The sequence below is a fragment of the Azospirillum griseum genome (assembly GCF_003966125.1).
Classification (GTDB): domain Bacteria; phylum Pseudomonadota; class Alphaproteobacteria; order Azospirillales; family Azospirillaceae; genus Azospirillum; species Azospirillum griseum.
In genome coordinates this window covers 67162-83736 of the sequence record NZ_RXMA01000013.1, presented here as the reverse complement: position 1 = coordinate 83736, position 16575 = coordinate 67162, and the positions used below count along the sequence as shown (strand labels likewise).

Annotated in this window: 15 protein-coding genes; 6 read left to right on the top strand and 9 right to left on the bottom strand. The window is 67.4% G+C overall.

The window, feature by feature from the left end; genetic code table 11:
- Positions 1-23: 23 nt before the first annotated feature.
- Complete coding sequence (gene betI / locus EJ903_RS14825) at positions 24-599, bottom strand: transcriptional regulator BetI (protein WP_126616771.1); 576 nt, start codon at positions 597-599, stop codon at positions 24-26.
- A gap of 221 nt (positions 600-820) precedes the next feature.
- Here betI and EJ903_RS14820 point away from each other — a divergent pair, with 221 nt between their 5' ends.
- Positions 821-1786, top strand: coding sequence for a choline ABC transporter substrate-binding protein (locus EJ903_RS14820; protein ID WP_126616769.1), 966 nt, complete (start codon positions 821-823; stop codon positions 1784-1786).
- Between the two features lie 40 nt (positions 1787-1826).
- Here EJ903_RS14820 and EJ903_RS14815 read toward each other — a convergent pair whose 3' ends face one another.
- The 8 genes from EJ903_RS14815 to EJ903_RS14780 all read right to left on the bottom strand — a co-directional run bounded on the left by EJ903_RS14815 (position 1827) and on the right by EJ903_RS14780 (position 10712).
- Entirely contained in the window at positions 1827-2405 is a 579-nt protein-coding gene (locus EJ903_RS14815; RefSeq protein ID WP_126616767.1) for a hypothetical protein, read from the bottom strand.
- A 95-nt stretch (positions 2406-2500) separates the two neighbouring features.
- Complete coding sequence (locus EJ903_RS14810) at positions 2501-4183, bottom strand: methyl-accepting chemotaxis protein (protein WP_126616765.1); 1683 nt, start codon at positions 4181-4183, stop codon at positions 2501-2503.
- Positions 4184-4299: 116 nt separating this feature from the next.
- Positions 4300-5430: an ABC transporter ATP-binding protein gene (locus EJ903_RS14805; protein ID WP_126616763.1), complete on the bottom strand. Its 1131-nt coding sequence runs from the start codon at positions 5428-5430 to the stop codon at positions 4300-4302.
- An 18-nt stretch (positions 5431-5448) separates the two neighbouring features.
- Complete coding sequence (locus EJ903_RS14800; RefSeq protein WP_126616761.1) at positions 5449-6270, bottom strand: carbohydrate ABC transporter permease; 822 nt, start codon at positions 6268-6270, stop codon at positions 5449-5451.
- 7 nt (positions 6271-6277) lie between these two features.
- Positions 6278-7159 (bottom strand): carbohydrate ABC transporter permease, encoded by an 882-nt coding sequence (locus EJ903_RS14795; RefSeq protein ID WP_126616759.1) that lies wholly within the window; start codon positions 7157-7159, stop codon positions 6278-6280.
- Positions 7160-7245: 86 nt separating this feature from the next.
- Positions 7246-8556: an ABC transporter substrate-binding protein gene (locus EJ903_RS14790; protein ID WP_126616757.1), complete on the bottom strand. Its 1311-nt coding sequence runs from the start codon at positions 8554-8556 to the stop codon at positions 7246-7248.
- A gap of 147 nt (positions 8557-8703) precedes the next feature.
- Positions 8704-9615: an AraC family transcriptional regulator gene (locus tag EJ903_RS14785; protein ID WP_126616755.1), complete on the bottom strand. Its 912-nt coding sequence runs from the start codon at positions 9613-9615 to the stop codon at positions 8704-8706.
- A 53-nt stretch (positions 9616-9668) separates the two neighbouring features.
- On the bottom strand, positions 9669-10712 hold the full coding sequence (locus tag EJ903_RS14780; RefSeq protein WP_417281854.1) for an NAD(P)-dependent alcohol dehydrogenase: 1044 nt from the start codon (positions 10710-10712) through the stop codon (positions 9669-9671).
- Between the two features lie 571 nt (positions 10713-11283).
- Between EJ903_RS14780 and EJ903_RS14775 the strand changes: the two genes are divergently transcribed.
- The 5 genes from EJ903_RS14775 to EJ903_RS14755 all read left to right on the top strand — a co-directional run bounded on the left by EJ903_RS14775 (position 11284) and on the right by EJ903_RS14755 (position 16517).
- Complete coding sequence (locus tag EJ903_RS14775; protein WP_126616751.1) at positions 11284-12060, top strand: SDR family NAD(P)-dependent oxidoreductase; 777 nt, start codon at positions 11284-11286, stop codon at positions 12058-12060.
- 47 nt (positions 12061-12107) lie between these two features.
- Positions 12108-12782, top strand: coding sequence for an HAD family hydrolase (locus EJ903_RS14770; protein WP_210211447.1), 675 nt, complete (start codon positions 12108-12110; stop codon positions 12780-12782).
- Between the two features lie 160 nt (positions 12783-12942).
- A complete protein-coding gene (locus EJ903_RS14765) occupies positions 12943-14625 on the top strand; it encodes an FGGY-family carbohydrate kinase (RefSeq protein ID WP_126616749.1) in 1683 nt (560 codons plus the stop codon).
- Positions 14626-14966: 341 nt separating this feature from the next.
- Entirely contained in the window at positions 14967-15917 is a 951-nt protein-coding gene (locus EJ903_RS14760) for a sugar-binding transcriptional regulator (protein WP_126616747.1), read from the top strand.
- A 15-nt stretch (positions 15918-15932) separates the two neighbouring features.
- The gene (locus tag EJ903_RS14755; RefSeq protein WP_126616745.1) at positions 15933-16517 is read left to right on the top strand and encodes an IMPACT family protein; all 585 of its coding nucleotides are present in this window, start codon (positions 15933-15935) and stop codon (positions 16515-16517) included.
- The last annotated feature ends 58 nt before the right edge of the window (positions 16518-16575 follow it).

The window sequence follows — 16575 nt, the reverse complement described above, 5'->3', positions numbered from 1 at the left end:
AGCGGCGCACCGCCCCCCGCCGCTCAGGCTCCCAGTTCGGCGTCCAGATAGCTCAGGGCGATGGCGCGGGCCTCGCGCCCGTCGGCGGCCCCGGTCAGGGCGGAGCGCAACCACAATCCATCGATCATCGCCGCCAGTCCGCTGGCCACCCGGTCGGCCCGTTGCGGCGGCAGCAGGGCGCGCAGGCTGTGGCGCAGGTTGGAAATCAGGCGGCGGGCGTTGATCCGCTGCAACCGGGCCAAGGCCGGGTTGTGCGGGGCCTGCGCCCAGAAGCCCAGCCACGCCGACACGACACGCGGGTCGAACTGGTCGTCGGCAAAATTGGCGTCGATCACCGCTTCCAGCCGGGCGCGCGGCGACCGGGCGGCGGCCAGCCGCTGGGTGACGTCGGCGCGGAGCTGCTCCAGCATGCTGCGCATGGTCGCCGCCAGCAGTTCGTCCTTGCCGCCGAAATAATGGTGGATGATGCCGGGAGACACCCCCGCCCCCCGGCTGATCGTTTGCACCGTGGTGTCCGCCAGCCCGTGTTCGCCCATCGATGCGATGGTCGCGTCGATCAATTGGCGGCGGCGGATGGGTTCCATTCCAACTTTCGGCATTCACCAACCTGCGTAACGAGTGGGCGTGGGAGGCAAGACCATAACCGGTCTCCGGGTTCCGCGCCATGTCATGCGCCTTTTTCCTGCGGGCGTCGATGGCGAAATCGCCGTGCCCGTTCCTTGTCCCACCAGCTCTTGTTCCACCGGCCCTTGTTCCACCGGCCCTTGTCCATTGGGGCGTGTCGGTGGGGAGCCACACCACCGCGTCAGGAGTTCGACCGATGAAAACCGCCTGGACGGCGCTGCCCGCCCTCACCCTCGCTGCCGTTCTGACCCTGGGGGCTGGATCCGTCCAAGCCGCCGATCCGGCGTCGTGCAAGAAGGTCCGATTTGGCGATGTGGGGTGGACCGACATCGCCGCCACCACGGCGCTCGCCTCCGTCACCCTGGACGGGTTGGGCTACAGCCCGTCCACGACCATGACCTCCGTCCCGCTGGTCTACAGCGGTTTGAAAACCAAGTCGCTCGACGTGTTCCTGGGCAATTGGATGCCGACGATGGAACCTTTCCTCAAACCCGCGTTGGAGGATGGATCGGTCGAGGTGACGCGGGTCAATCTGGAAGGGGCGAAATACACGCTGGCCGTGCCGAAATACGCCGCCGACGCCGGTCTGAAAAGCTTCAAGGATTTGGCGAAGTTCAAGGACAAGCTGGACGGCAAGATCTATGGCATCGAGGCCGGGAACGACGGCAACCTCATCATCGACAAGATGCTGAAGGCCGACGCCTTCGGCCTGAAGGACTTCAAGATGGTGGAGTCCAGCGAGGCCGGGATGTTGGCCGAGGTCAAGCGGGCGGTCCGCGCCAAGAAGTTCATCGCCTTCCTGGGCTGGGCGCCGCACCCGATGAACAAGGCGTTCGAGTTGACCTATCTGGCCGATGGTGATGATTGGTTCGGCCCGGATTTCGGCGGGGCGACGGTCAGCACCAACGTGCGCAAGGGCTACGCCGCCGACTGCCCGAACGTCGGCGCGCTGCTGGCCAACCTGTCCTTCACGGTGGAGATGGAAAACGCCGTGATGGACGACATCATGAACGCCAACAAGAAGCCCGACGACGCGGCCAAGGCGTGGCTCAAGAAAAACCCGGCGGTGTTGAAAAACTGGCTGACAGGCGTGACCACCATCGACGGCAAGGACGGTCTGGCCGCCGTCCAGGCCAAGCTTGGCATCCCGACCAAACCCTAATGCCCTGATGCGCGGAACGTGAGCGCTGGTCGGTGGACAATCAGTCCACCGACCAGCGCGTCATCTGGGGAAAGGCGGGCAGGCCGTTGTTCCCCATGAAGGCGAAGACGCCGGAGTAGCCGGTGAATCCCTGATGGGCCAGATGAAGCGGGCCGTAATGGGTCCCCCGTTCCAGCCACTCGATCATCGGGTGTTGGTCCTGCACCTCATGAATTTTGTGGGTTCCCGGAAAAAAGACGCAAGCGGGTGGCAGGCCGAGATGACGCGTCACGGCGTAGGACCAGGCTTGCGCCATCATCTCACCAAATTTTGCGGACGCCTCCAAGACAGGGTCGGTGCATCCCTCCGGGCTGGTGGCTTCGGCGACCAGCGTTTCGATGCTGGTTTGGAGGTCGCTGCCCAGCCGGTGCCAATGGCGGCGCGGCACGGTGATGATGTGCCCGGCCTCGTGCAGCACGTCCCCGGATCCCAGCAGGGTTTCGGGGTCGATGTGGATCACGCCGTTGCGAATGTTGGTGCCGGGCAGAAAGCCACCCTTGCCACCATCACCCACCTCCACCCCAACCCCCAGATCGCGCAGAAAGCCGATGATGGGGTTCAAAGCCTCCGGGTGATACACGTGGTTTCTCCACCAAGTCGCAACGAGGGTGGGATTTTCGCTGAAACTGGGTGATGTGACAATCGTCACGCTGTCGCAGTTTGCAACACCGGGTGTCAGGTGGCGGCGACGCTGCGCAGGAAGCCGGACACCCGGCTGTTCAGCCGGTCGGCCTGATCGGACAGTTGCCCCGCCGACCGCAACACGTCGCCCGCCCGCGCGGTGGACCGTTCGACCTGTTCGGCCACCGCCGTGATTCCGGTGGTGACGGTGGCGGTGTTGACGGCGGCCTCCGCCATGCGCTGGCTGATTTCGGCGATGGCGGCGGATTGCTGTTCGATGGCGGCGCTGATGATGGCGCAGGCTTCGCCCAGATTTTCCGTCACCGCGTGCATCCCCTCCACCTCGGTCATCGAGGCCGAGGCCAGCGCGTGCAGGTCGCGCAGCCGGTCGCCGATGTCGTCGGTGGCGCGGCTGACCTGCTGGGCCAATTCCTTCACCTCCCCGGCGACGATGGCGAAGCCGCGCCCATACTCCCCGGCGCGCGCGGCTTCGATGGTGGCGTTCAGCGCCAGCAAATGGGTGCGGGCGGCGATGGCGCTGATGAAGTTGGCGATCTGCTGGGCACCACCCACCGCCGCCGCCACCTGCCGGGTGCGCGCCACCGTGCGTTCGCCGCCGTGCAGCGCCTCGTCGGCGATGCCGCGCATGCGGTCGATCTGGCTGGCCATCTCGTTGACGGTGACGGCGATCTCCTCGGTGGCCGCGGCGACGGAGGTGACGGCGTGGCCGGACAGGCTGGCGGCCTGTGAGGCGTCGGACGACATCGACAGCGCGTCGGCGGCGATCCTCGTCATGTCTTCGGCGGTCTGCTCCAGCGAGCCGGAGGCGTCGGAGAGCGCGGCCGTGATCGCTTCGATCTGGTCGCGGAACTCCTGGGTCAGGGTGTCAAGGCGGCGGGCGCGGCGCAGGTCGCTGTCGGTGCGGGCCAGCGCGTCGCGCTCCAACGCCGCGCGGGTTTCCAGGGCGTGGCGGAACTCCTGCATGGCGTCGGCCATCGCCCCGATCTCGTCGCGCCGATGCCCATCGGTGATGGCGACCGTTACGTCGCCTTCCGACAGGCGGCGCAGGGCGGACAGGTTGCGTTGCAGCGGGCCGATGATGCCGATCCGCGCGATCAGCACCGCCGTCACCGTGCCCAGCAGGGCCGCCAGCGCGGCCACCGCGATCATCAGGGTGATGGCGTCGGCGGCCTCGGCGTCGGCGGCTTGCGCGGTGGCGGCGGCCGACGCGGCGGTCTTGCCGGACAGGGCATCGGCGGCGGCCTCGATCCGCTCCACCAGCTCCCGCCCGTCCAGCAGCAGGTCGACGATGGCGTCGCGCGCCGTCGGGTCGAGGATGGCGAGCTGCGCCGCCCCGATCACCTTCTTGATGTTCTGGCCATATTGGGTGAGGTAGGCCTCCAGCCGCTGCGAGTCGGCCTTGTCCGCCCCGCCGCGCTCCACCAACCCGGCGAGGTCGGCCAAGGCCCCGTCCAGGTCGGTTTGCAGCCGTTCGGAAAAACGGTCCACCACCGCCGGGTTGGCGGCGATGGCGAATTCGGCGCGGTTGATCGCGGTGATGCGGGTCTTCAGCCCCGCCGCGTCCAGCGCCAACCGCCCGCCGCTTTGCACGCTGTCCAACCGGGCGCGGTCGCGGTTCAGCCCCCCGACCCCCAGGGCGGCGACCGCCGTCAGGCCAAAGGCCAGCACGGCGACGATCAACAGCGTCTTTTGGGTCAATCCGATGCGGGCGAGCATGGGCGTGCTCCGGTTGCGGGTGGGCAACAGGCCAGGGGAAGGCGGCGCGGGAGAGCCGTGCCGCCTTGGGTGGCGTCAAGCGGGTGGTTGGGTGACTGGCTGGCCGACGGGCGGCGTCAGCGCGCCCGCGATCCGCGCCCGGCCTTGCGGTCGAGCAGGGCGTGGCGGTTCAGCCGGTCCAGCGCCAGTCCATCGGCGTTGAACAGGTGACAGGCGTCGGCGCGCAGCGACAGACCGACGGTCTCGTGCAGATCGACGGCGGTTTCGCCATCGGCCTCCACCACCAGCAACCCGGCCTCGGCGGTTTGGACGTAGAGGAAGGTCTGACCGCCCAGCCGTTCGACCACGGACACCTCGCCGCGCACCGGCCCGGCATCGTCGAGCGTCAGATGCTCAGGCCGCACGCCCAGGGTCAACGCCCGCCCGGTCAGCGCGTCCGATCCGCGCACCGGAACCGTCACCGCGCCCTGACCGACGCCGACCGTCACGCCATCCTCGCCCGCCCCCAGGCAACGGACGGGGATGGTGTTCATCGTCGGGCTGCCGATGAACCCGGCGACGAACAGGTTGCGCGGGTGGTGGTACAGCTCCAGCGGGCTGCCGACCTGCTCCACCACGCCGCCGCGCAGCACCACGATCTTGCTGGCCAGCGTCATCGCTTCGACCTGATCGTGGGTGACATAGACCATGGTGGCGTCGAGCTGCTCGTGCAGGCGGGCCAGCTCGATGCGCATCTGCACGCGCAGGGCGGCGTCGAGGTTGGACAGCGGCTCGTCGAACAGGAAGACTTTGGGCTGGCGCACGATGGCGCGGCCGATGGCCACGCGCTGGCGCTGCCCGCCCGACAATTGGCCGGGCTTGCGGTCCAGCAGATGGTCGAGTTGCAGCACACCGGCGGCGGCCTTCACCTTGGCGTCGCGCTCCTCCTGCGGCACGCGGGCGAGCTTCAGCGAAAAGGCCATGTTTTCCGCGACCGTCATGTGCGGGTAGAGCGCGTAGCTCTGGAACACCATGGCCAGACCGCGCCCGGCGGGGGCGACGTCGTTCACCCGCTGCCCGTCGAGGATGAGGTCGCCGGAGGTGATCTCCTCCAACCCGGCGATCATGCGCAGCAGGGTGGATTTGCCGCAACCCGACGGGCCGACGAAGACGACGAACTCGCGGTCCTTGATCTCCAGATCGACGCCCTTGATGACCGAATGGTTGCCGTAGGTCTTGTGAACGGCCTTCAGCGTGAGGTTTGCCATGACAGGGACTCCAAGGGATTACTTAACAGCGCCGAAGGTCAGGCCGCGCACGAGCTGCCGTTGGCTGAGCCAGCCGAACACCAGGATCGGGGCGACGGCCATGGTGGAGGCCGCCGACAGCTTGGCCCAGAACAACCCTTCCGGGGCGGAGAAGGAGGCGATGAAGGCGGTCAGCGGCCCGGCGTGGGCGGCGGTCAGGTTCAGGCTCCAGAACGCTTCGTTCCAGGTCAGGATCACCGCCAGCAGGCCGGTGGACGCCATGCCCGGCAGCGCCAGCGGCAGCAGCAGGAAGCGCAGCTCGTCCAGCGGGGTGGCCCCGTCCATGCGCCCGGCCTCCAGGATCTCGCGCGGGATTTCCCGGAAGAAGGTGTAGAGCATCCACACCACGATCGGCAGGTTGATCAGCGCGTAGACCACGACCAGACCGGCCAGCGTGTCGATCAGGCCCAGGTCGCGGAACACCAGCGTCACCGGAACCAGCGCGCCGACCGGCGGCATCATCTTGGTGGACAGCATCCACAGCAGGGTCCCGCGCGTCCGCTTGGTCGGGAAAAAGGCCATGCCGTAGGCGGCGGGAACCGCCAGCGCCAACGCCAGCAGCGTGGAGCCAAAGGAGACGACGACGCTGTTCAGGGCGAATTTCAGGTAATCGGCCCGTTCCTGCACCGCGACGTAATTTTCCAGCGTCGGGGTGAAGATCAGCGACGGGGTGGTCGCCACCGCTTCGATTTCCGTCTTGACGCTGGTCAGCAGCATCCAGGCGATGGGGAAGAACAGCAGCCCGGCGGCCAGCCAACCGGTGACGCTGAGCGCGGCGTGTCTGTCGAGTTTCAAGCGCATGGCGGCCTCACGCGTCGAGGTTGCGGGCGATGGAGCGGACCAGGAAGGCCGCGACGATGTTGGCCAGCACGATGGCGATCACACCACCGGCCGACGCGGTGCCGACGTCGAACTCCAGCAAGGCGCGCAGATAGATGAGGTAGGTGAGGTTGGTGGAGGCCAGACCCGGCCCGCCGCCGGTCGTCGTGTAGATCTCCGCAAAGATCGACAGGAAGAAGATGGTTTCGATCATCACCACCACCTTGATCGCCCGGCCCATGTGCGGCAGCACGATGTACCAGAAGATGGCGAGCGGTCCGGCCCCGTCCATGCGCGCGGCTTCCTTCTGCTCATGGTCGAGCGATTGCAGCGCGGTCAGCAGGATCAGCAGGGCAAAGGGCAGCCATTGCCAGGCGACGATGATGGTGACGGAGAACAGCGGCCATTGGCCGAACCAATCCACCGGTTGCAGGCCCAGCGCGCGGGCAATCGCCGCGCTGACGCCGTTGACCGGGTGCATCAGCAGGTTTTTCCAGATCAGCGCGCTGACCGTCGGCATCACGAAGAAGGGGGCGATGGCCAGCAGGCGGGCGACCTTGCTGCCGAAGAAATCCTGATCGAACAGCACCGCCAACAGCGTGCCGCCGACCACGGTGATCGCCAGCACCCCGCCGACCAGCAGCAGCGTGTTCGCCATCGCGATCCACAGGGATGGATCGGTCAGCAGGAAGGAATAGTTGCTCAAGCCCACGAAGCCGGACAATTCGGGGCTGAGGAGGTTGTAGCGCTGGAAGGAGAACCAGAGCGTCATCACCAGCGGGACGATCATCCAGACGAACAGGATGACCACCGACGGGGCGACGAACGGCAGGGCGTTGACGCCCCGTCCTCCCTTGATTGGCTGGTTCATGATGCGGATGTCCAAAAAAACCAAAGACGGGGGCGGCGGACGCAAACGGGGCGCGCGGGTGGCGCGCCCCGTTTGCGTGTGGGCGCTTACTTGATGTAACCGGCCTGCTTCATCGTGCGCTCAACCGCCGACTGCGCGGTTTGCAGCGCCTGATCGACCGTCGTCTGCCCGGACAGGGCGGCGGCGATGGACTGGCCAACCTGCGCGCCGATGCCCTGGAATTCCGGGATCGCCACGAATTGGATCCCGGCGTAGGGAACCGGCTGGGCGGTCGGGCGGGTCGGGTCGGCGGCCAGGATGGCCTTCAGCACGGTGTCGGCGAAGGGGGCGGCCTTCTTGTACTCGGGGTTCTCATAGGTCGATTTGCGGGTGCCCGGAGGGGCCGACACCCAGCCCTGCGTCTCGCCCACCAGGGTGATGTAGTCCTTCGACGTCGCCCAGGCGATGAACTGCTTGGCGGCGGCGGCCTTCTTGGACGAGTTCGGCACGCCGAGCGCCCAGGCCCAGCCCCAGCCGGCCCCGTTCTCGACTTTGGCGATGGGGGCCTTGGCGAAGGCGGTCTTGTCGGCGACCTTGCTTTCCGCCGGGTTGTAGATGTGGCCCGCCGCCGCCGTGGCGTCCACCCACATGGCGCAGTTGCCCGAGGAGAACAGCGCGCGGTTTTCGTTGTGACCGTTGGAGGTGGCACCCGGCGGGCCGTAATTCTTCAGCATGTCGACGTAGAAGGTGACGGCTTCCTTCCATTCCGGCGAGGTGAGCTGCGGCTTCCACTCCATGTCGAACCAGCGGCCGCCGAAGGTGTTCACCAGCGTGCCGACATAGGCCATGTTTTCGCCCCACCCCGGCTTGCCGCGCAGGCAGATGCCGTATTGGTTGTCGGCGGGCTTGTGCAGCGCGGCGGCGAATTTCTTGATGTCGGTGTAGGTCGGCTGTTCGGGCATGGTCAGGCCAGCCTTGTCGAACAGATCCTTGCGGTAATAGGTGAAGGAGCTTTCGGCGTAGAAGGGGGCCGCGTACAGCTTGCCGTTCACCGTCAGCATGTTGCGGACCGGCTCGAACACGTCCTTGTAGTCATAGCTGTCGCCGAGATCGTCGAGCGCAGCCAACCAATTCTGCTTGCCCCAGATCGGCGTTTCATAGGCGCCGATGGTGACGACGTCGAACTGTCCGCCCTTGGTGGCGATGTCGGTGGTCACGCGCTGGCGCAGCACGTTTTCCTCCAGGATGACCCAATTCAGGTCGATCCCGGTCTTTTCCTTGAACTTGGGCGACAGCTTTTGCATGACGACCATGTCGGCGTTGTTCACCGTGGCGATGGTCAGCGTTTCCGCCGCCGCGATGCCGGTCCCGAAGGTGGCGATGCCCGCCAGAAGCGTGGCGGCGATTGTCGTGCGCATCTTTGCATTTCCTCCGCGTTTTGATTGGATAGTCGTGGCGCTGAGCGCCCTTGGAAAAGGGCAAAATGAAGGGAACCCGCCCGACGGCGGCCGAAATGCGGCCCGGGCGGAACAGCACGGGAAAAAGGTCGTCCGGGTCCGAGCGCGCTACGGGTGGTTCTCCCGCGCCATTTTCCGGTATTGCGATGGGGTGGTGCCCTTTTCCAACCGGAAATGGCGGTTGAAATTGGGGATGTTGCGATAGCCGACGTCGAAACAGATGTCGGTGACGGGGGTGCTGGTGCGGGTCAGCAGGTGGCAGGCGCGACCGATCCGCAACCGCCGCAGGTAATCGACGAAATTGCTGCCGGTGTTGCGGCGGAAAAAGCGGCAGAAGGTCGGCTCGCTCATGCCGAACCGCTTGGCGATGTCGGCCATGCGCACCGTGGAGTCCAGGTTGGTCAGGATGTGGGCCATCACCTCGTGCATGATGCGTTGGGACTTTTCGTTCAGGGTCGGGGCGTAGCCGTCGCTCGACAGCGCGCTGCAGTCCGATGTGTCGGCCAGCAGGCACAGCAGCTCCAGGAACAGGGCGAAGCGGCGCAGGCCGCGCGTGGTTCCGATCCGTTCCATCAGCGCCGCTCCATCGCGGGCCGCCGCGCCGTGGAACACCACGCCGCGCCGGACCCGGTCCAGGAACGGGGCCAGCTCGCGCAATTCGGGGATGCGCTCCCCGCTTTCAACCAGGACCGCCCCGTCGAATTGCAGAACGACGTGGCAGTTGTCCACCGTTGTCCCCGCCGGGACGTCGGGCACCCAGTTGTGCGGCAGGTTGGCTCCGACCGCCGCCAGATAGCCCGGCCCGAAACGCCCGATGTGATCGCCGACGAACGCCATGCCCTCGACCTCTCGGATCAGGTGGATTTCCGTTTCCGGGTGGAAGTTCCAGCGCGACACCGCGCAGGGGTGGCCGTGCTGGTACCAGCGGAAACATTGGGCCGGATCAGCCTGCACCCATTCGAACGTCGCCAGCCCGGAGGCTGGATCGCCGGTGGTGGGAGGGGAAGCGGGCAGGGGCATGGCCGGTGTGTCCAACAGGTCGTGTCCAACGGGTGGCGTTCAACGGGTGGCGTTCAACGGGTCGGTTCCGCGTCTTCGGCGACGCGGATCATCAGCTTGATGTCGCCGGGCCGTCCGTCGGCGGCGCGGCGCACGGCGGCGACGGCGTCGTCGAACGGGTAGACCGCCGAAATCAGCGGCTTCAGATTGACCTTGCCCGACCCGATCAGCGCCAGCGCGCGGTCGAAGATGTTGGCGTAGCGGAACACGGTTTCGATGCGGGCCTCCTTGGCTTGCGCGGCGATCACGTCCAACCCGACCGGGCCGGTCGGGCAGCCGACCAGCACAGCGGCACCGCCGGGGCAGAGCAGATCGAACAGACCGTCATAGGCGGCGGCGCTGCCGCTGGCTTCGAACAGGATGTTGGCCCCCCAGCCGCCAGTCGCCCGCCGCACCGCTTCGGGCAAATCCTGTGCGCCGAGATGAACCGGCTCGATGCCGTCATAGCCGCTGACGACGGCCAGCTTGTCGGCGCGCGGGTCGGCCAGCAGCACCCGGCTGCACCCCCCGGCCAGCGCGGCCAGCGCCACCATGACGCCGATGGTCCCGGCCCCGCAGACGACGGCGACGTCCCCGGGGCGGATCCCCGCCTTCGTCGCGGCCTGAAGACCGATGGCGAAGGGTTCGACCAACGCCCCTTCGGCGAAGGACACGCTGTCCGGCAGGCGGTGGGTGAAGGCGGCGGGGTGCGTGACCTCCGGCGTCAGGCAGCCATGGACGGGCGGGGTGGCCCAGAACGTGACCTTGCGGTCCACATTGTACAGGCCCAACCGGGTTTCGCGGGAGGTCAGGTCCGGCACGCCCGGTTCCATGCACACCCGGTCGCCGGGGGCCAGGGTCGTGACGTTGCGGCCAACCTCCACCACCCGTCCGGAGGCTTCGTGCCCCAGCACCATCGGTTCCTCCACCACATAGCCGCCGATGCGGCCATGGGTGACGTAATGCACGTCGCTGCCGCAGATGCCGACGGTGTGCACGGCGATGCGCACGTCGTCCGGTCCCAGCGCGCCGGGCGGATCGATGTCCTGAAGGGAGAGCGCACCCTGTTTCTCGAGCACCAACGCTTTCATGGGTCGATTGCCTTTCGCTGTCGCGTGTTGGTCGATGGCGGGATGAGGGGGATTAAGCGCTCTTGCCGATTGTCCGAACAGCCAACGGATTGACAAAAACCTATACGAAATTTCACGCACTTCCGGAAATCTGGGGAAAACACGATGCTTCGTGAAAGGTGCGCGTCGGTTGGCGGGCTGGAGGAGTGATCTGGGCATCGTCGGGTGGTGTGGGCTTTTGCTCGCGCTCCGTTGATCGGTGGTGCTGGGCAGCATTGGGCGATTGCTCGACAAATGAGCAATAAAACACTTCGCCCGTCAAGCGATTTTCTGAGATCGCGCGATAAAATGTTGGGGGCGGCGCAATATTGCGCTGCAAAATCACGCTGCAGCGCAGCAAAACGCCGAAACCGACACGGGCTTTCGCTCGTGATGCGAATTTTTGTTGACACGAAGCTTGGGCTATTCCTCATATATTAGGCATTCGCTCAACCGCGTGGGCCGGACCGGCTTCGGGCCGACAGCGCCCGCCCACGCTTCACGACGGACACCGGCAACGGGTCCGTACCGGGGAAACGCCATGTATTTGAAGAAGTATGATCTTTCGGGTCGCGTCGCCGTCGTCACCGGCGGTGGCCGTGGCATTGGCCTGTCCTGTGCCCAGGCGCTGGCCGAGGCGGGCGGGACCGTGGTGATCGCCGAGGTCGATCCGACGGTCGCCGCCAGCGGCAAGGCGGAGCTGGAAGCCGCCGGTTACACCGTCGATGTCGTCCTGCTCGACGTCACCAAGCCCGCCGACGTCACCCGCGTGGCCGACGAGATCGCCGCCCGCCATGGCCGCATTGACATTCTGGTCAACAACGCCGGCATCGCCCGCAGCGGCACGCCCGGTGAGGAGGTGGCCGACGAGCATTGGTTGAACGTGATCGACGTCAACCTGAACGGCGTGTTCTGGTGCTGCCGCGCCTTCGGCCGCCACATGCTGGAACGCGGCGTCGGGTCCGTGGTCAACATCGGGTCGATGTCGGGCTTCATCGTCAACAAGCCGCAGCCGCAAAGCTATTACAACGCGTCGAAGGCGGCGGTTCATCACCTGACCCGCTCGCTGGCCGCCGAATGGGGCGCGCGCGGTGTCCGCATCAACGCGGTGGCCCCGACCTACATCGAAACCCCGCTGACCAAGTTCGGCATGGAAGAGGGCGGCGACCTCTACCGCACCTGGATCGAGATGACCCCGATGGCCCGCATCGGCCAGACCGACGAGATCGCCTCGGTGGTGCTGTTCCTGGCGTCGGACGCCGCCAGCCTTCTGACCGGCTCCATTGTTTTGGCCGACGGCGGCTACACCTGCTGGTAAGCTGCCGGAACGACCAAGATCGTCGTTTCTGAAGAAAGGGTGAAAACGTGGCTATCCGGGCTTTGCTGTTTGATCTGGACGGTACATTGGCCGACACCGATCCGCTGCATTTCGAGGCGTTCGCCGCCGCGCTGGAGCCGCATGGCATCGCCATCGACCACCAGTTTTTCAAAACGGCGATCTCGGGCCGCTCCAACGAGGCGATCTGCCGCGACCTGTTTCCCGACGCCAGCCGCGACGAGCATGACCGCTTCGCCGACGACAAGGAGGCCGCCTTCCGCCGCGCGGCGGGTGGTCTGACCGCCATCGACGGCTTGCACGCGCTGCTCGACCGGGCGCGCGGGCGGGGGATCCGCATCGGGTTGGTGACGAACGCCCCGGCGGCGAACGTCCATCATGTGCTGGATGTGCTGGCGCTGACCGGGGCCTTCGACCCGCTGGTGCTGGCGGAGGAACTCCCCCGCTCCAAGCCGGACCCGCTGCCCTACCAGACGGCCTTGGCCGCGCTGGGTTTGGGGCCGGACGAGGCGGTGGTGTTCGAGGATTCGATCCCCGGCGTCCAGGCGGGCAAGGCGGCGGGCATCCTGACGGTGGGGATGACGACGACGCTGTCGGCGGACGCCCTGCGTCAGGCCGGGGCGGATGTGACGGTCAGCGATTTCCGCGATCCGGTTCTGCTCCATCTGCTCGACCAGGCGGCCCGGTTGGCCAGCCGGGCGTGAATTGCAAGGCGGTGCGGGGAAATCGGGGTTTTTCGGCCATCCGGTGAAAAAACCTACTGATTTTCGGCAACAGGCCCGCTAGAGCGATGGGGCGCTTTCGTGTTTGTTGGGCAAACGAAGCACGGGGCGGGGCGGGAGCCGCGAGGAAAGGGAACGGACGATGACGGGTTCTGCCGGGGCATGCACTGTCGGGGGATCGGGCGACGCCGTGATCGGCGTCGATGTCGGATCGACCAGCGTCCGCGCCGGGCTGTTCACGCTCGACGGGCGGCTGTTGGGTCGTGCCGTCTGCCCCATCGCCACCAGCCGCCCGCTGGCCGACGTCGTCGAGCAGGATTCCGCCAACATCTGGCAATCCGTCTGCGCCGCCGTGCGCGGGGCGGTGGCGGAGTCCGGTGTCGCGGCGGAACGGGTGGTCGGCATCGCCTATGACGCCACCTGTTCGCTGGTGGTGCGGCAGGCCGACGGGACCAAGATCGGCGTGACGCCGGTTGGGGCCGGATCGGGGCAAACCGATCCCGACCAATGGGACACCATCGTGTGGATGGATCACCGCGCCATCGCGCAGGCCGAAGAATGCAGCGCCACCGGTGCCGAGGTGCTGCGCTTCCTGGGCGGGCGGATGTCGCCGGAAATGGAAATCCCGAAGCTGATGTGGCTGAAGCGCCACCGACCCGACGCCTGGGCGCGCAGCGGTCTGATTTTCGATCTGGCCGATTACCTCAGCTGGATGTCCACCGGGCGGAACGAGCGGTCGGTCTGCACCCTGACCTGCAAATGGACCTATCTGGCCCACGCGGATCAGCCGTGGGACCGCGCCTTTCTGGTCCAGGTCGGGTTGGAGGATTTTTTTGAACGCACCGGGGTGCCCGACCGCGCCCTGCCCATCGGTGCCGCCATCGGCCCCTTGACCGGGGCGGCGGCGGACGCGCTGGGCCTGACCACCCGCTGTGTGGTGGCCGCCGGGCTGATCGACGCGCACGCCGGGGCGCTCGGCACGCTGGGCGCGCATCTGGGCGAGAGCATCGACAACCGCATCGCGCTGATCGCCGGGACCTCCTCCTGCAACATGGGGCTGACGACGGTCCCGCGCTTCATCCCCGGCGTCTGGGGGCCGTATTGTGGCGCGGTCTGCGACGGGTTTCATCTGAGCGAGGGCGGGCAATCGGCCACCGGGGCCTTGCTCGACCACATCGTCGAAGGGCACCCGGCGCGGGCGGCTTTCGGTCCCAAGCCGCACGACGCCATCGGCGCGATCCTGCACGCCCGCATCACGCAGGCGCAGGGGACCGCGCTGGCCCCGCGTCTGCACGTGCTGCCCGATTTCCACGGCAACCGTTCGCCGCTGGCCGATCCGAACGCGGTCGGGGTGATCTCCGGCCTCACGCTCGACCGCAGCGCGGAATCCCTGCTCGATCTCTATTGGGCGACGGCGGCGGCCATCGCCTATGGGGTCCGCCACATCATCGACCGCATGAACGAGGCCGGATACGCCATCGACACCATCCATCTCAGCGGCGGCCACGCCGCAAACCCCTTCCTGGTCACGCTGTACGCCGACGCCTGCGGCTGCGCCATCGCCCGTTCGGCCTGCCCGGAACCGGTGCTGCTGGGGACCGCCATCGCCGCCGCCGCCGGGGCCGGGCGTTACGACGGTCTGGCCGCCGCCGCCCGCGCCATGGCGGCGGACGACGCACTGCTGCACCCGGCTCCGCAGGCCCGCGCCATGCATGACCAGCGTTACGCGGTGTTTCTGGCGATGCACCGCCACCGTCAGGAGTTGGACCGGCTGACCACCGACCCGATGACCACTGAGCCGATGACCGCCGCCCCGGCCGCCTGACCCGTTTCACCCGACACACCCCGTGCCAAACCCGGTGCGGGGCATCCACCGGCCGACCCTTGCGGGACGGAGGGCCGGTTGTTGCCGCGCGGCGTCACGCTTGACGCCGGGCGATCCTCCATGGGGTGACGCCCGTGGCTGTCCCAGTGGTGTTTACCCTCCAGCCTCTCCCCGCATGCCTTGGGGCGAGGTGACTTGCAGGGCCGGGCGCGCCTGTCGCCCGGCCCTTTTTTCCCCTTTCCCGCGCGTTCGGGGGGATTTGCCCCACACAGGCCATAGCCACCGGATTTGCTTTTCACGTAGTCTGATCCCGAAACCGGCAGCAGGAACCCAACGCCCCGATGTCAGACCGTCACAGCCGGAAGCTCGATCAAGCGGCGCGCGCCGCCTGGCTCTATTACATCGCCGGAAACACCCAGGATGAGGTCGCCGCCAAGCTGAACGTGTCGCGGCAGGCCGCGCAGCGGCTGGTGTCGCTGGCTGTGGCCGAAAAGCTCATCAAATTCCGCCTGAATCACCCGATCGCCGAGGCGGTGGCCCTGGAGGAGCGGTTGCGCGAGCGCTACGGGCTGACGCAATGCACGGTGATGCCGGTCGATCCCGGCCAACCCAACCCTATTCCCGGCATCGCCATCGCCGCCGCCGAGCAGATCGAAACCCATCTGGAGCCGCGCGAACCGACGGTGCTGGGCCTGTCCACAGGCCGCACCCTGCGCGCCGCCGTGGCCGAGGTGATGACGATGAACCGGCCGGAGCACAAGACCGTGTCGCTGGTCGGCGCGATGCTGCGCGATGGCCGCGCCGCGCCGTACGAGGTGGTGATGAGTCTGGCCGAACGCACCGGGGCGTCGGGCTTCCCGCTGCCCACCCCCAGCGTGACGGAGGCGGTGGAGGAGGCGCAGGTGCTGCGCGCCCAACGCTCCTACACCCGCATTCTGGAATTGGTGGCGCAGACCAGCGCCTGTTTCGTCGGGGTCGGCAGCATCGCGTGGAACTCCGCCTTCCACCACGACGGTTTCGTCAACGACGCCGAGCTGATGGAGCTGATCGACCTGGGCGGGGTGGGGGAGATCGCCGGGCGCGTCTACAACAACGTCGGTGAACCGCTGCACGGGGCCGTCAACGACCGCATGGTCGGCGTCCCGCTGGCCGTGCTGAAGGAGTGCAACACCATCATCGTCGGCGGCGGCGATCAAAAGGTGATGGCGATCCGCGCCGCCCTGCGCGGCAAGCTGGCCAAGGGCCTGATCACCGACGAGCGGACCGCCGCCGCCGTCCTGTCGCTGGGCTGATCGGGTGGGGCGGGCATGTTCGCGCTGACCGGAATCGGCCGTTTCGAGCAGGAGGTCAAGAAAAGCCGCTTCGCCGCCGCCGCCGGGCCGGTGGGCAGCGAGGAGGAGGCGCGGCTGTTCATCGCCGCCCATGGCTGTGCCGACGCCGGGCACAATTGCTGGGCCTACCGGGTGGGCGACCTGCACCGCTTCAGCGACGACGGCGAACCGGGCGGGACCGCCGGACGCCCGATTTTGCAGGCCATCGACGGGTTGGAGCTGGACCGGGTCGCGGTGGTGGTCAGCCGCTGGTTCGGCGGCATCCTGTTGGGAACCGGCGGGCTGGTGCGCGCCTATGGCGGCACGGCGTCGGCCTGCCTGCGGGGGATGGCGCGCGAACCGATCCTGGCGCTCGCCACCCTGTCCGTGACCTGCGCCTTTGCCGAGGAGGCCCGAATCCGCGCCGCGCTGGCCCCCATCCCCCACTCCCAGGCCGAGCCGGAGGATTTCACCCCTGACGGCGTGCGGCTGCGCGTGACCCTGCCGGTCGACGCGGTGGACGCCTTCGCCCGCAGGATCACCGACGCCACGCGCGGGCAGGCGGTGGTGGAGCGCGGCTGAGGCGGGCCGTATAGGCCGCCTATATGGCGCGCGCCCGGCGCGCCCTCTCGTTTCTATA

What these genes read in the sequence shown, in the direction of transcription:
- betI (WP_126616771.1), bottom strand. Translation starts at nt 599, where the DNA reads ATGCCGAAAGTTGGAATGGAACCCATCCGCCGCCGCCAATTGATCGAC.
- EJ903_RS14820 (WP_126616769.1), top strand. Translation starts at nt 821, where the DNA reads ATGAAAACCGCCTGGACGGCGCTGCCCGCCCTCACCCTCGCTGCCGTT.
- EJ903_RS14810 (WP_126616765.1), bottom strand. Translation starts at nt 4,183, where the DNA reads ATGCTCGCCCGCATCGGATTGACCCAAAAGACGCTGTTGATCGTCGCC.
- EJ903_RS14805 (WP_126616763.1), bottom strand. Translation starts at nt 5,430, where the DNA reads ATGGCAAACCTCACGCTGAAGGCCGTTCACAAGACCTACGGCAACCAT.
- EJ903_RS14800 (WP_126616761.1), bottom strand. Translation starts at nt 6,270, where the DNA reads ATGCGCTTGAAACTCGACAGACACGCCGCGCTCAGCGTCACCGGTTGG.
- EJ903_RS14795 (WP_126616759.1), bottom strand. Translation starts at nt 7,159, where the DNA reads ATGAACCAGCCAATCAAGGGAGGACGGGGCGTCAACGCCCTGCCGTTC.
- EJ903_RS14790 (WP_126616757.1), bottom strand. Translation starts at nt 8,556, where the DNA reads ATGCGCACGACAATCGCCGCCACGCTTCTGGCGGGCATCGCCACCTTC.
- EJ903_RS14785 (WP_126616755.1), bottom strand. Translation starts at nt 9,615, where the DNA reads ATGCCCCTGCCCGCTTCCCCTCCCACCACCGGCGATCCAGCCTCCGGG.
- EJ903_RS14775 (WP_126616751.1), top strand. Translation starts at nt 11,284, where the DNA reads ATGTATTTGAAGAAGTATGATCTTTCGGGTCGCGTCGCCGTCGTCACC.
- EJ903_RS14765 (WP_126616749.1), top strand. Translation starts at nt 12,943, where the DNA reads ATGACGGGTTCTGCCGGGGCATGCACTGTCGGGGGATCGGGCGACGCC.
- EJ903_RS14760 (WP_126616747.1), top strand. Translation starts at nt 14,967, where the DNA reads ATGTCAGACCGTCACAGCCGGAAGCTCGATCAAGCGGCGCGCGCCGCC.
- EJ903_RS14755 (WP_126616745.1), top strand. Translation starts at nt 15,933, where the DNA reads ATGTTCGCGCTGACCGGAATCGGCCGTTTCGAGCAGGAGGTCAAGAAA.